The organism is Halalkalibacter sp. HAAS-P014 (assembly GCF_056619965.1).
In genome coordinates this window covers 150,791-165,867 of the sequence record NZ_JBWQTV010000013.1, presented here as the reverse complement: position 1 = coordinate 165,867, position 15,077 = coordinate 150,791, and the positions used below count along the sequence as shown (strand labels likewise).

General features: G+C 38.5%; 14 protein-coding genes. 4 read left to right on the top strand and 10 right to left on the bottom strand.

The features are described 5' to 3' along the window. The first annotated feature begins 360 nt into the window (after positions 1 to 360). From AC1FXZ_RS10860 to AC1FXZ_RS10850, 3 genes are all read left to right on the top strand, one after another. Positions 361 to 1,722, top strand: a complete 1,362-nt coding sequence (locus tag AC1FXZ_RS10860) for a methyl-accepting chemotaxis protein (RefSeq protein ID WP_480053444.1) — start codon at positions 361 to 363, stop codon at positions 1,720 to 1,722. 186 nt (positions 1,723 to 1,908) lie between these two features. Next, entirely contained in the window at positions 1,909 to 2,361 is a 453-nt protein-coding gene (locus tag AC1FXZ_RS10855; protein WP_480053442.1) for a hypothetical protein, read from the top strand. Between the two features lie 181 nt (positions 2,362 to 2,542). Next, a complete protein-coding gene (locus tag AC1FXZ_RS10850) occupies positions 2,543 to 3,307 on the top strand; it encodes an IclR family transcriptional regulator (protein WP_480053440.1) in 765 nt (254 codons plus the stop codon). A 60-nt stretch (positions 3,308 to 3,367) separates the two neighbouring features. Here AC1FXZ_RS10850 and AC1FXZ_RS10845 read toward each other — a convergent pair whose 3' ends face one another. The 7 genes from AC1FXZ_RS10845 to AC1FXZ_RS10815 form a co-directional block, all read right to left on the bottom strand. Continuing rightward, the gene (locus AC1FXZ_RS10845) at positions 3,368 to 4,831 is read right to left on the bottom strand and encodes an aldehyde dehydrogenase family protein (RefSeq protein WP_480053438.1); all 1,464 of its coding nucleotides are present in this window, start codon (positions 4,829 to 4,831) and stop codon (positions 3,368 to 3,370) included. A gap of 30 nt (positions 4,832 to 4,861) precedes the next feature. Further along, a complete protein-coding gene (locus tag AC1FXZ_RS10840) occupies positions 4,862 to 6,421 on the bottom strand; it encodes a sodium:solute symporter family protein (RefSeq protein ID WP_480053436.1) in 1,560 nt (519 codons plus the stop codon). A 59-nt stretch (positions 6,422 to 6,480) separates the two neighbouring features. Next, on the bottom strand, positions 6,481 to 6,696 hold the full coding sequence (locus AC1FXZ_RS10835; protein WP_480053434.1) for a DUF3311 domain-containing protein: 216 nt from the start codon (positions 6,694 to 6,696) through the stop codon (positions 6,481 to 6,483). A gap of 87 nt (positions 6,697 to 6,783) precedes the next feature. After that, complete coding sequence (locus tag AC1FXZ_RS10830; protein ID WP_480053432.1) at positions 6,784 to 7,041, bottom strand: hypothetical protein; 258 nt, start codon at positions 7,039 to 7,041, stop codon at positions 6,784 to 6,786. Between the two features lie 36 nt (positions 7,042 to 7,077). Continuing rightward, positions 7,078 to 7,851, bottom strand: a complete 774-nt coding sequence (locus AC1FXZ_RS10825) for a hypothetical protein (RefSeq protein ID WP_480053430.1) — start codon at positions 7,849 to 7,851, stop codon at positions 7,078 to 7,080. 41 nt (positions 7,852 to 7,892) lie between these two features. Next, complete coding sequence (locus tag AC1FXZ_RS10820) at positions 7,893 to 8,651, bottom strand: SDR family NAD(P)-dependent oxidoreductase (protein WP_480053428.1); 759 nt, start codon at positions 8,649 to 8,651, stop codon at positions 7,893 to 7,895. Between the two features lie 366 nt (positions 8,652 to 9,017). Continuing rightward, a complete protein-coding gene (locus AC1FXZ_RS10815) occupies positions 9,018 to 10,067 on the bottom strand; it encodes a response regulator transcription factor (RefSeq protein ID WP_480053426.1) in 1,050 nt (349 codons plus the stop codon). 158 nt (positions 10,068 to 10,225) lie between these two features. Here AC1FXZ_RS10815 and AC1FXZ_RS10810 point away from each other — a divergent pair, with 158 nt between their 5' ends. Next, on the top strand, positions 10,226 to 11,692 hold the full coding sequence (locus AC1FXZ_RS10810) for an amidase family protein (RefSeq protein ID WP_480053424.1): 1,467 nt from the start codon (positions 10,226 to 10,228) through the stop codon (positions 11,690 to 11,692). Positions 11,693 to 11,729: 37 nt separating this feature from the next. Here the strand turns inward: AC1FXZ_RS10810 and AC1FXZ_RS10805 are convergent, their stop codons facing one another. The 3 genes from AC1FXZ_RS10805 to AC1FXZ_RS10795 form a co-directional block, all read right to left on the bottom strand. Next, positions 11,730 to 12,686: an Rpn family recombination-promoting nuclease/putative transposase gene (locus AC1FXZ_RS10805; RefSeq protein WP_480053422.1), complete on the bottom strand. Its 957-nt coding sequence runs from the start codon at positions 12,684 to 12,686 to the stop codon at positions 11,730 to 11,732. A 191-nt stretch (positions 12,687 to 12,877) separates the two neighbouring features. After that, the gene (locus AC1FXZ_RS10800) at positions 12,878 to 13,264 is read right to left on the bottom strand and encodes a hypothetical protein (RefSeq protein ID WP_480053420.1); all 387 of its coding nucleotides are present in this window, start codon (positions 13,262 to 13,264) and stop codon (positions 12,878 to 12,880) included. 43 nt (positions 13,265 to 13,307) lie between these two features. Further along, entirely contained in the window at positions 13,308 to 15,077 is a 1,770-nt protein-coding gene (locus AC1FXZ_RS10795; RefSeq protein ID WP_480053418.1) for a dynamin family protein, read from the bottom strand.

The following is a 15,077-nucleotide window of genomic DNA, read 5'->3' as shown; positions in this document are numbered from 1 at the left end:
CTAACACCTCTCTGACAAAATTACTATTAAAGTGACAGTTCTACCGTCAATATTATATCAAAACAAGGTGTGGACTGCACACCTACTTAGTTCTATCGCCCGAGACCGGTGAAAAAGCGCGTTTTTCCATAATTCCCCGTCATACTTTCTTCACATCTATTATTTCTAATCTAGTAAAAACCAAGAAGAAAGATGTATACTTGTATATAACCACATTCTCCACTTCCCAACTATAGACACAGGACAGAAGACACGACACTCTTCCACTTTCTATTTTTAAAATAACGGCTGGATGGAAACTTCATCCTGCATTTACTATTACAACTTACTTTTCAAATATACATCTTGGAGGAAAACGATATGTTTCAAATCACAAAAATGAAAGCCCTTACCGAGCAACGTGTAGAGGATGAAAATCGTTTAATTGAGGAATTAGAAAGAATATATGAATTGAGTGCAAACTTTGGCACATCAACTGAGAGTGTGTACTTAGAGGGTAACACTGAATTAGAAAAAGCAATTAATAAAGTTTTAGAGTTAAAGAATGCGCAAGTAAAACAACTATTTCTTAATAACAGTGAACTTGTTGAATATGTTACAGAGATGACGTATGTAAAAGATATGGTCGATCACATTTCTGTTCAAAAGAGATCCGTCGATGACATCGCTGCAACGAGTGAAGAAATGAGATCATCAAGTGAGGAAATCGCGAATTATGTCCAGAACTCGCTCGTAAAAACAAAGGAAGTCGTTGAAATGTCTGAGAACTCCCTTGAAACGATTAACCACTCCTTTACCTACATTGATCAATCATTTGATGAAATGGAAACAATGAAAACAAAAATGCAAACAGTTGTAGATGGTACAAAAGAGATCGATAAGGTAGTGAATATTATTAAAGAAGTAGCAGATCAAACGAATCTACTATCGTTAAATGCTAGTATTGAAGCAGCAAGGTCTGGAGAAGCAGGGAGAGGTTTTGCAGTAGTAGCGAAAGAGATAAAGAAACTAGCCGATAAAACGAAGGAATCCGTCTCTTACATCAATAGTATGTTGGCAAATTTACGAGGAGAAGTAGACGATTTCAATGAAAAGCTGATAGATTCCATCTCTGTATTCTCAACAGGTAAAGAGCACATCCAAGACGCAGTCACTTCCATCGATCAAATGGAAGCCTCATTAGGGGAAGTGAATGCCACTTTTGAAAATATATCTGCAAATGTAGAAGAACAATCTGCCGCAACCCAAGAAGTATCAGCCAGGTTAGTTGAACTCAACGATCAAACGAGCATGTTAAATGATATCGTCTTACAAACAGGCCAAGGGATTTACTCGATTAGTTCCATGCTAGAAGACCATCGAAAAAAGGCCTTGCCTTTCTATAAAGACTTTAAAGGAAACCATGTACTTATCCCTGTTGCCTCTGAACACTTATTCTGGAAATGGAAAGCGTATAATGCCGCATGTGGATTTGTAAAACTAGATGAAAATAGCATTCAAAGTCATACCGAATGTACAGTTGGGAAGTTCTTGAAGGGGAAAAACGTCCCTAGTGACATAAAAAAACTTGAAGAACCTCATAAGAAAATCCATACGTTAACAAAAGAGGTTTTCCGTGCAATCAATAACAACGAGGACAACAGTAGTATCAACCACTATCTAAACGAGTTAGACATCGTAACAGAAGAATTCTTAAAAGGATTGAAAAAAGTAAGAATGTGAGCGTGAGTGAGGGGACGGTTTGAGGGTAGTGAAAAAGGGAAAATGCCCTGTTTCACTACCCTATTCTAGATACCTTTTCACCAACTGTACCTTGAGCTCTCTTGTCATCCAAGAAGCCGAAGAACGCATATTCTGCTCAATCAAGGAATAAAATGGATACAATCCCTGAAAAAGAAGGTGACTTCCATGCGCAGACAGAGCTCTCCACTCATTCTGATCATTCCATTCGCAATTGTTATCATGATTGTTTTGGTTGTCATTCTTATTCCCTCTAACTCCAAACAAGCAAGTAACCTAGTAGATGAGTTTTATAAAACAGAACAAAAAGCTGATTTCGCTACTTCATGGGAGTTGCTCCATCCAAAGATGAAAGATCGCTTCTCAAGGTCTTCTTACTTAAGAGATAGAGCACATACTTTTATGAATCATTTCGGAGCAGACACGTATACATTTACCACCTCAAAACCAAACAAAATAACCAAGTGGAAAATGACAGAGGAAGCTGAGCCAATGGACGTATATGAAGTGATTGTGACAAAAGATTATAACGGGAGATATGGACGCTTTCAGTTTGTCCAATATGTCTATGTATCTTTAGATGAGGAAGAACCGGGGATTCTGTGGGATTATAAGGAGTAGAAGAGAAGCAACTAAACTCCGACTAGCGATATGAACTGGTAGCTTCTAACTTCTCTTACTATTGGAGTGTTTCCTTCGACAAAATCTAGCAACCTTTGTCCAGTGATTGGTATTACAATTAAGGTACCACAACTATCTTGATGGTATACTATTCATAACAACAATTAAATTGGAGGAAAAAATGGACTTTGGTAGTGATAATCAGAAAGGGATCAAATCTGTGGAGGTAATGTTTTCCATTGTTAAATCAATCGCAACATCTAAAAACCCTCTCACAGTCACAGATATTTCCAAGAAGTGTAATATGCCTACAAGTCAAGTCTACCGATATTTAGTTAGCTTAACTAGAATTGGATTTCTTGAAAGAAACGATGATTTACGGTTTACTTTAGGGAGTGAATTAAAATTAATTGGTTTGCGTTCACTGGACAAGATGAATATTAATAGCCAAGCACTTCCATATATTAAGAAATTAAATGAGTTACTTGATCAAACCATAACACTGGCTACTTGGACACGAGAAGGACCTGTATTTTCAGGTTGGGAAGAAAATGATAAACCCATAAAAATAAATATTCAAGTCGGATCCATTACTTCTTTAACTAAGAGTGCAACAGGCAATATTTTTGCTGCATACTACCCGAAGGAGAAAACAGAAAATTTAATCAAAAGCGAACTAATGAACGATAACGCACTAACAGCTGATGAATTTAATGAGAGGATATCCGAAGTCATAGAAAACGGCTATGCTTATACTACAGAATATTTAGATGGAGTAACAGCCATTGCAGCTCCTGTTTTTAATCATAAAAAAGAACTAGTTGCTGCTATCAGTGTTGTCGGATTAACAGGAGTCCTTGATTATTCTCCAGGCTCTAAGGCAACCTTACATTTATTAAAAATAGCAGAAGAATTCTCTAATAGCTTAGGTTATTTTTACTCTTAAACTATTATAACCTATAATTAGGAATAAGCTGGTTCAAAAGAACCAGCTTATTCCATAAGGTTACATATCAGTTCGGTGAATTAAAGCTTGTAACTCTGTATGCTCATGTAATGCCTCTACCCCATGACCTCTACCAATACCACTTTGTTTGAATCCACCAAATGGCATATTAACCGCTGATGCTCCTAATCGATGTGTATTTACAAATACACTTCCCGATTCAAATCTACTAGCAATTTCAAAGCCATTATCTACATCCGAGGTCCAAACTGAATTTCCTAAACCAAACTCAGTGTTATTAATATGCATGATCACTTCATCTACATCTTGGTAAGATACAATCGGTACAACAGGTCCGAACTGTTCACACTGAACAACATCTTCGTCTCCATTCAAGTTTGTGACAATCGTTGGCAAAATATAATAGCCGTCTTCTCTAGATACACCGTCCCCTAACTTTCCAACGGTTGAAACAGTTGCACCACTTTTTTTAGCTTTATTGATTAAATCCTGTACAACTTCATATTGTGTTTTATTATTTACAGGCCCCATTGTCGTTTCAAGGTCTAATCCATTTCCAACGACAGTTTTTTCTACGCCTTCGGTATACTTTTGAACAAATTCATCATATTGGCTTTGATGGACATAAATCCTCTTCATGCTGTAACAAATTTGTCCACTTGCTGTTAATGTAGCTTGAATAAACTCGTTAATAAATTGCTTATCTATTATAGCATTTGGAAGAATGAGTGCAGCATCATTTCCTCCTAATTCCATCGTGACTTTCTTAATCGTATCAGCCGCATCTCTCATTATGGTTCTGCCGGTTTCCGTACTGCCTGTAAATGCCACTTTTCTTACCCGTGGATGTTTCACCATTTCTGTTCCTACTGTTCCCCCATTTCCTAAGACGACATTTACCACACCTTTTGGCAAATCATTCACCAATGCTGTTAATATTCTTGTCAAAGTCAAAGGGACATAAGTTGGAGGTTTAATGACAACCGTGTTACCTGCTAACAATGAAGGCACCAACATTAAGAAAGCTAATACAATGGGGTAGTTCCAAGGCACAATAATAGATACGACCCCGACCGGCTGCCTTTTCAGCACTAATGTTCCCTGTTCATTCTCAACAATTCTATCCTTCAACTCATCAGTAAGAGAAGCATAATAACGTAAGACTTCTACCCCTGCCAAAAGATCTCCTTTTGCTTGAGTTAATATCTTCCCGTGTTCTCTTGTTAATAACTGTGTAAGGCTTTCTAAATCCCCCTCTATATATTCAGCAAGCGTCAGTAAATAGTTTGCACGTTGTTTCACCTCTGTTTGTGCCCACTCTTTAGCACTTGCTTCTGCTGCCAACACTGCTTTTTGAACATGAGTTTCGTTGCCCATGCATACTGTCCCCACCACCTCAGTAAGTTTGGCAGGATTATACACTTCGGTAGTCTTAGCAGTTACTATCTCTTCCTTATTTATCAACATTGATTGTACGAATTTATCTTGCTTTATTTCTTTCATGTCACACCTCAATCTCGATAAAGTTAATAACTAGTTCGTATTTTCTTTTCCTGGTACTTCGATCATGGTGTTCCCATTGTCATTTTTCTTATAGATCTTATCAAGAAATTCAAATTGCTCTTTTGCTGTTTTATTTTCTTTTTGATTGGTAATAAGTGTAGTGATTACCATGACAACCGTTGCCGTTACAAGTACTGGTACAATCGGGTCAAATCCAAACGTAGGTATAAAGTTAACCACACCTTGTGCTATCTCGCTATTTGGAAAAAATGTTGTTGCAAAATACATAGGAACTAACACCATTCCTGTCACAACTGAAGCAATTGCCCCATACTTATTTAAGCGTTTCCAATACATAGCACCGACTAGTACAGGCGCTAAAGCTGAGGTCCCAGTAAATGCTGCCTGAGCTAACTGAAAAACCGTTGCAGGCTGCATTAATGAAAATAAGTAGGATATAGCAAGAACTATTACTACAAAGGCTCTTCCCCATGTAACCCCGTTTTCAATCTTAAACCTTGCTTTTAAAATATCATTCGTAAATAGACTAGAAATCGTTAACGTTTGTGCATCCATTGACGACATGACCACAGCTAGCAATGCAACAATGGCAATACCAAACATCCAAACAGGTAAAAACTCATTACTAAGCATAAACAAAATATTATCCGAAGCAGTTCCCTCTAATCCTGGAATAAGAGAGATTCCCCAAAAGCCAATAATACAGGCCGGCACCCAGGTGAACAATACACCTAGTGGGTAAAGAACGGACACTTTCCGTAAAGACTCGGCGCTATTTGACGCCATGAAGCGAATATAAATATGAGGCAAGGTGAAGTTACAAATACTAAATAACAGCAGTTGACTCAACATAATTTTCCATGTATAAATTTCAGAATTCCCTCTATGAAGGAGAGTTTCATTAACTCCTCTCACGCTTTCCAATATGTTACTTGGGCCTCCCGCTTTAATACCAATCCAAACTAAAGCCACAATCAAAAAGCTCATGAAAATGACAACTTGGAATACATTCGTATAAGAAGTCCCTTTCATCCCTCCACTCCAAACATAGTAACCTACTATCACCGTTACTAGTAAAGACCCAAACCAGAACGGAACGAATCCCCCTGTGAAATTTGAAAATGCTGCCCCAGCTCCAATTTGTCCTGTTGTAATATAAGGCAAGGTATACACAACAAAAACAATAAAAACAAGAATGGCTAACGCTGGGCTTTGGAAACGCTTTTCAATATATTCAATTGGTGTTAAATACTTAAATTTCTTCCCTAATGACCAGGCACGCAATCCAAAGATAAAAGGAAAAAGAGAAATCCCTAGAATCGCTCCTCCCATAATTAAACTATACATACCGATACCGCCCCTGTAAGCCTGGCCGGCCATCCCGAGCATTACGAAAGCAGACATATTAGTCCCTAAAACGGTACAAAATAATACAAAGGTCTTCAAACCACGATTAGCCATATAATAATCTTCAGAGTGGTTCGCTTTACTTCTTGAATACCAACCAATCACTATTAGTATTCCTAGGTAAACCCCTACACATAGTATAAGAATTGGTACGGACCCCATAGTAACCTCCTTTTTTTGAGAACATTATTCAAGTTCCTATTCACACATTTATTAACTGCCTACTTATAAGCCTCATCATCTTCTGGAAGTTTAGGCCACATCAACTTATATACAAAGTACAAAAATGGTGCAGCTAGTATGCCATAAGCAATTTTGCTCCACATAATGTATGGCATTCCAAAAATAATCGGATCAACCCTTTCAAACCAAAAAATATCAAAATGGAGTGCAAAGTATATTGCAATTAGTAGATATCCCCAATACCTTTTTCTCATATATTCACTCCCTTTATGCTGTTAATCAGTTATCATTATGGGAGTCTAAAGTATTACGTACCATAAACTCCCGATAAATCACTCATCTTACAGGTCCTTTAATAAGCTTGTTCTTAAATGGCCTATATTTCTTTCGACATCGTTAACTGGGATTTGGCCGTCTACTAAACCTTTCATATCATGTAAGACAGCTTTTAAAAAAAGTACATATTGATCATCATTTTCTTCCATTAATTCGGCCCAAAGATTATTTAAATCCTCGTTAAATAAATCAATTGAATAGCCCTGTTCCATACATTCAACAATTTCAAGCACTCGTTCTTCCCATTGATTCATATTAACCATTCAATGAACACAACCTTTTTAAAAATAATATTAATATTAATCAACTATTGGTAATGGCTTAACTCTTTGTGCCCCTAGTAATGATAGATCTTCAACTGCCTTTGGCAACCAAGCTTTCATTTTACTAATTTGAATGTTCAAAAGCTCTCTTCTTTTTTCAACATCCCCGTTGTATTTGACCATAATATCTCTTCCAACTGCTATATGACGTGGTTCTTCAGCAATAACGCTCTTCGCAATATCCGTCCGTAAATCTTCAGGAAATACTTGATAAGAAATACTGTCTTTTGGATCCATTTTTCCTCCTAAATGGAACGACAAAATGGCTTCTCCCGTACATTGCAAAGTCGCAGCAATTTTTGCAGGATCATCAAAATCAAAGGTTGCTCTATACATCTGGAAAACATCCTCACCTACCTGATAATCTTGTATTCTTGGATTCCCTCCATATTTCCTAACCCAACTGCTCCAAACCCTTTGGTGCTTGACCTCATCAATAATTTGCTGTGAGAGTCTAATACGAATATTTATATCATCTGGGTTTCTTTCTAGCATGACTATTTGTTTGGCAGGAGGATTAACTCCATTCCAATACTCAAGCCAAGCTAGGCGAATACAATATTCAGATAAACCTTTCTGCTTGGTTTCGTGATCTAATTCTTCTATCTGCCACCCATCCTTGTGTAAAAGTTTTTCACCTAATAGAAAGGCTCTATTTAGCAATCTATCGGCAAATTCCTCATCTTCCCATTGTTTTAACTCACTATCTGAAAGCTCGTGGTACTTTGGTAATTCAAAAGCTACATCCATCGTCACATTTCCCCCTCAAAGTTAAAATAATATAAAATCAGCTATATGCCCCGTCCTCCATCAAGCTGAATAACACTGCCTGTAATCATTCGTGATTCTTCAGATACCAGGTATAATGCCGTGTTAGCCACTTCATTTAGAGAAACCAAATTGCCTAATGGAAATTTGCTCATTAACTCTTTTCTTCCCTTTTCTTTGTCCTCGCCCAAGATAAAACTGTCTAACATCGGACTATCAACTGCAACTGGCGCAATGCCATTAACCCGTATATTAAACTCGGCTAATTCTATGGCTAGCGCTTTCGTTAATGTATTCGTTGCTCCCTTTGTTACGGCATATACATTCGTTCCCGGCATTGGACGAACACCTGTCATTGATGAAGTAAACAAAATATTGCCTTCTTTTTGCTCTTTCATAATCGGAATAACGTGCTTGCATCCTAGAATGGAACCTTTTATATTTACACCGAGAATTTTATCCAAAAACTCTTCTTCAATGTTCTCAGCTAATTGAAATGCTTGAGGAATACCCGCATTGTTATATAAGATATCAATTCTATTAAAGGTTTCCATCGTATAATCTACCGTCTTCTTCCAGTCGGAACTTTTACTTATGTCTGCCTGAACAAATTCAATATTATAACCATTTGAAACCAACTCATCTCTAACCTTCATACCATTTTCAACATTTGTATCAGCAATTACGACATTCGCTCCTTCTGATGCAAAAAGAACAGTTGTAGCTTTTCCGATTCCTGAGGAACCACCAGTAATAATTGCCGTTCTACCTTTCAATCTCAATTCATCACCACCTTTGGATTTATTGCAGTTAATAATAAAGCGCTTTCAATTAAATGATTAAAAGATAATAAGATAACATTTCTTTTACCGTTAAAATTATTATTCAGTAAATTATCACCTCTAATTTTTAACCAATGGTTAAGATATTTAACTATACGTTATAAAAAATAAAATAATGACAATTATTTATGGATAATGGGAATGTTTTCTTGAATGGGATAGGACTATTAAATGAACCCACCTTTTTGAAATGGACTAGCAACAAAAAGAGGACTAACGGATTCGGTTACGTTAGTCCTCGGAAGCATAGGAAGCATGGGGACGGTTTGATATGCTCCCCCCGAGAAGCACAAGCCTCCACTCCCCCTAAAGCTGCACTTGCAATGCTGCTCTATTATTTACTCCCAACTTTTTGTAAATGTTCTTCACATGCTTATTGACAGTATGGATACTAATATACATCTTCTCGGCTATCTCCTTATACGTGAAGCCCTTTTTCAAATAGTAACAAACTTCTTTTTCGCGATTCGTCAATACATCTAACAACTGATTCCCAACATGTGACGGAGTCTGATTTTTTTCCCGTTCTAATATAATCGCATAGCGGCTTTCATTAGATAAAAATAGTTCTTGGTGAGCGATCACTTGAACGTTATAGCCTTGCAGCTGTAACGTAGATGAGGCTCCAAATCGATTACTAAGTGTTGAAATAATCTCGTTAATAAAGTCCTCAACATGGTTGTACATTGTCGTTTCTCGGTAAATATTCCACACTGCCGGATTCATATATATAACATTGTACTTTTGATCAAGCAGAATGAGACCTGTATCATTCTTAGCTGCGAAAGCCTCTAACACTTCTTTCTCCTTACGCTGCTGTTCATATTCTCTTTCTAAATACAACAAATTTGATATGATCGGAGCGAGAATCTTCCATCTATTAATATCAACCTCATTAAACCTCTTTTCTGATAAGGGTCTTGTGATTCCAAGTACACCGACAAATTTATTTCTAGAATGGAAAGTGATCACCATCTCGTGATAGTAACGATGTTTTTTCATAAATTCTTTGTAGTAATCAGAGTGTTCGTAGTTTTGTAAAGGAATGACATCTTCAAGTCGTAAAACGGTTTTTTCCTTATATAACATCAGTTGTTTTTTAGGGTGCAAATAATCGTGGTGGTGAAAGTTATCTAAGTAATCTTCTACTAAATCGTCACTAATTTGGTGATTGCTTGGGTTTGATAAATTGCCTTTTTGATCAACTTTCCAAAAGATTGATGATTGATACCCAAATAATTGAGCTAACAAATGCTGCAGCTCATCCGATCCATTTTTAAAACTAGTAGATAATCCATCAATTAGCCTCGTCATTCGTTCATAATCTCGTTTTGACAAATTGATTTTAGAAGTCATCCAAATCCACCTTTTCTTGTACTAAGGTACTGAACTTAGTACCTTTTTCAATTTAAATTACCCTTTAGAGCACTATATTAAAGCGCTTACATTACTTATAATAACATTAATTCTAAATATTTAAACTATTTAGACGCTAAAATTAAAGGGGGATTTTCATGATTGATAGGTCTGCTGATAAGAACATTGGTGTAGGAAGAGAAGGAAACAAGGAATTGTGGCAGTGGTCAGCTGCCGAAATGGCCAAAGCCATTAAAGCGAGAGCAGTCTCTTCAAGGGAAGTTGTACAAAGTTCCCTGCAACGGATAGAGGAAGTGAATCCTAAACTGAATGCACTTGTCGAAGTTTATGGAGAGGAAGCACTCCTTGCAGCAGATCAAGCGGATCAGATGGTTGCATCAGGTAAAGAACTTGGCCCTCTTCATGGTGTTCCGATTTCAATTAAAGTTAACAGCGATGAAAAAGGCAAAGCTACCACAAATGGCGTTGTGGCATTTCGAGATAATATCGCTAGCGAGGATAGCCCTCATGTTGCCAACTTAAGAAACTCAGGAGCTATTTTTGTTGGTAGAAGCAACTCGCCTGCGTTTTCATATCGCTGGTTTACAGATAATGATTTACACGGCAAAACCCTGAATCCATGGAATAAATCAAAAACTCCAGGAGGGTCAAGTGGTGGAGCCGCTTCTGCTGTTGCATCCGGAATGATGCCAATAGCCCACGGAAATGACATTGGTGGCTCAGTCAGGTATCCAGCTTATGCTACTGGAATTATTGGACTTCGACCAACAGCTGGGCGAATACCGAGTTGGTATGGTGCAGAAGGGCAAGACCAGCCTTTGTCCGTTCAAACAATGCTAACGCAAGGTCCTTTAGCAAGAAGTGTGGAAGACATACGTTTAGCAACTAAGTCCTTAATTCCTTTTAACCCACGTGACCCAATTCATGCCCCTGTTCCATTAATTGGTGAACCACTTCAGAGACCAATAAAGGTTGGACTTTTAAAAGGTGCAAATATAGCCGCTCCTGTAACAGCAGTTGATCATGCGTTAGATGAAGCCGCAGCGAAGTTGACTGATGCTGGCTATATCGTCGAGGAAGTGGACGTTCCATTATTTGAAGAAGCCTACAAACTTTGGTACTTGCTGTGTATGGAAGAATTCCGTCAAATCATGCCGTTAGTAGCCGAAGTCGGCGATTACGGAATGCAAACAGCGGCAAAGCACTATTATGCTGTAGCTGAAGAATGGTGGGGATCCGAACCAAGCTTGACAGATTATATGAATGGTTATGCTCGCAGAGGAACTCTCATTTCAGAACTTCAGCAATTTCTAGTGGAATATCCGATCTTATTAATGCCAGTATCAGCGGAACAAGCGTTTGAACAAGATGCTGACATTAAAAGCGTAGAAAGAATGAGAAGCGTTATGGCAGCTCAATGGTCAATGATGTCGATTCCTTTACTTGGATTTCCTGCCATCTCTGTTCCGACATCGATTGAAAATGGACTTCCAGTCGGTGTTCAGCTTCTTGGAAGAAGGTTTCGCGAAGATACACTATTCGACGCAGCAGAGATATTGGAAACGTATAATAGAATTAAAACACCGATCGATCCAATTGGATGAGGGAAGTGGCGAGGAAGCGTGGGTTCTCATGCTTCCTCTACTTTCTACACTTCTCTATTTCCACAATTGATAAGTTAGTCAGCTCTTGAATTTCTTCCATTGCAAAACCCTTTTCTAACATTTTCCTGGCAACCTCTAGCGCTTTTTTTCGTTCTCCTTCCGTCAATCCTTTTTCTAACCCTCTCTCCATCCCTTGCTCTAGCCCCTTCTCTAATCCTTTCTCTAATCCTTGCTCTAATCCTCTCTCCAACCCTTTCTCCAATCCACGACGTTCCCAAGAACTGATCATTCCCATAATTTGATCCTCCTCTTCTTTTGGTAGTTGTTCGAGTTCTGATTGCAGTATTTGTTCTTCTTCTTCTGAAAGGTGTAAATATGCCTCAAAAAAGCCAGTCAGCAAGTTCATTTTCGCTGGATCAAGCTCTAATCTCACAAGCATTCTTAAAAATTCTTTCTTCACCTGTATTCGCTCTTCCTGTTGATACCCCATTTTGCTTAGTAAAGCAGCCGCTACTGGATTCGACTGGCCAAGATAGTCACGCCAATTCATGTTCCCTAACTGCAGCTTTAAAAAACGAAAATCCAACACTTGAAAAAATGGGAATTTCATTAACAGCTGATTATTCTCTTCTTTCATTTTATCATAGCTAAAAACAGCAATCGGTACAATTGGACGGCGATACTTTTCGTAGAGGCGACTGAAGTAGACAAACATTCGATCTGAAAACTGAGGTTGATAATAACTTTGAGGTTCAATATGGATAATGATTAATGATTCTTGCCCTTTCATACTTGCTTCAACCAAAAGGTCAACACGGCGCTTTTCTCCTTTTAAAATATCCGTGTACAGCTCTTCAGACAAAAACGTAGTATGTCGAAAATCAATATGCTCATAAACCGACGGAAAAAACGCGAGGATAAACTCTTCAAAAAAGGTTTGGATTAATTCCTTGAACCAACGATCATGATCTTTTACTTCAAGCTCTTTGGACAAATGAGAGGACCTCCTTAAAGATGTTTGGCAGGAAGGGGTAACTAGCAACAAACAGGAATGTACGTTCTCATTATAAACAAAAACCCAAAGATAGTAAATAGAATTTTCTGAATTATCTCAAGAGGCATGTGCCTTAATTAAAAAGAGGAAGCGCGAGAACCATCCCCACGCTCACGCCCCCTCACCAAAACCTAACCCAAATTATTCCACGGCACTCCATCTGGGTTCGACCTTACATAGCCACCACCCTGTTCGACAGTACGGTTGATTGACGTATCGCCGTCTCCGTCTCTGTAATAACCTTCAACATAGGTTCCATCTTGCCTGAAATAGCCATCAACATAGTGGGGTTTCACAAAGTGAATGTTGCTTTGATCGATCTTCATCGGTTCGAATTGAAATTTATACGCTTGCTTTAAAGGGTCTTGCGCATAAAAGATATCCTGGTAATGACTAAACGAATTAATTTCTAGCATCGGTACAGTTGGTGGTATTTTATCAAATTCATTGAATGCTGAGTATTCCTTATCAAAGCTTGATGATGTATCTAACAAATTTAAACTCGTAAACTCGCTCATCATTAACATTCCTTTCGTTTGGAAGAATCTATTTTCCCAGAGGTCACACACTCTCGACCTGAGATGACTCTAATCGTTCCTTTAACTCTTTTAATTTCCTTTGGTATTGCAGTTCTTCTTGTTCTTCTCCTCTTTTTGCGTCTAGCTCTTGATCAATTTTCTTTTTCAAATAATGCATTCGTTTTGCGAATTCATCAATCGAATTTCGTTTAATATCTTGAATGGCTGAGGAGATATAGTACTGTAATTGCGATTGGAAGTCTTGCATAATCGTGTCTACATGTTGTTCGACATTGTATTTCAATTCTGGCTTTACCTTTTCTAGTTGTTTATCGGCTATTTTTTGTTGGAGGTATGGCAACCCGGCCATCCCGACAATTGGAATGAGGAAAGGACCCCCTAACATAAGGGCGAGCGTACTTGCTCCACCAACGGCTACCCCCGCTTTAATTGATGCATTTCCGGTACTTTGATTAATGATTGGAAGCGCAGCCTCATATTTGTATTGTTCTTGGTTCAGATGAATTTGGACGGTTTGTTCAAACGTCCTTGATAAGCCCTCTGATACTTCCTTTTGCAACTTTCTTAGCAATTCTTGCATGTAATCACTATATTGATCGACCCATTGATCAAATTGGGTTCTGATTGTAATAGGTAGTTGTGTTTCAACAAGCGCTTTAATATCATTTCCTTGGTAAAGGTCAATTTTCGTCTGTAAATCAGAGTGCAGTTTGTTTCCAAAGTATTTCGCCGACTTTTGCACCATAAATTGAACTTCTTCCTCACGATCGATCAAATATTGCTCAATCGACCCTTGCCACTGCTCCTTCTGGGCAAGCCACTCTTCTACTGCTTGACGTTGTCCTTTCAGCTTGTCTAATGAGTCATTCGATAATTGTTGAACCGTCTTGATTTCGAGAAGCAACTGAGCGTGAATGTCCTCAAGTCGCTCATAAAAGCGCTCGACCTTTTCCTGGCTACGTGAGCCACTTTCAACAAGACGGGTAATCTGCTTCTCTACATCTAGTAAGCCCGAGTAGGTTAGTAGCTGATCATTGCCACTTACCTTTCCTTGCAGGGCTTCTAGCGCTGAGATCGGGTAAATAGTTGGTTTGTCGCCTGTCATTTGCTGCACTCGACGTTCAATATGTTCGACCGTCTCCTCAACCTCTTCTTCATCCACTCGATCGAGAAAATTGGCTACATAGATGATGCGATCTGAACCTGTTTTTAGCAATCGTTCTTCTAAAAATTTCTTCTCTGTATGCTTTACAGGCGCCGTCATATCAAGCATAAACAAAATGACATCGGCCCGTGGAATAAATTGATGCGTCACGTCTGAGCGATGCTGATTTAAATCATTGACCCCAGGTGTATCAACTAGCACGACGCGTTCTTTTAACAAAGGCGATGGGGTGAAGATTTTTAAATACTTAATTTCATCTGGGTTAAAGTCGGCTGAAGCTGTATATTGCCGAAGCACATCTTGCGAGAACGGGTGCTTGGCGATGTCCCCATCTGTTTTGATAATGTGAACCTCTGGCTCTTCGCCGTAAAAGACCGCGTTAATCGTAGCGGTTGTAGGCGTGACATCGACTGGCATCATCTCTTGTTCAAGAAGCGCATTCACAAAGGTCGATTTCCCGTGTTTGAATTCACCTACTACGACAATCGTATAAAAATCTTGCTGAATGTCTTCGATCAATTCGGCTATTACCTGCTCTTGGGGGCTATCTCCTAAGACGTCTGCTACTTGATCACGTAACTCTTCCACTTTGTATAATAGTTTCGCTTTCTGCTCTGAATAATTCAC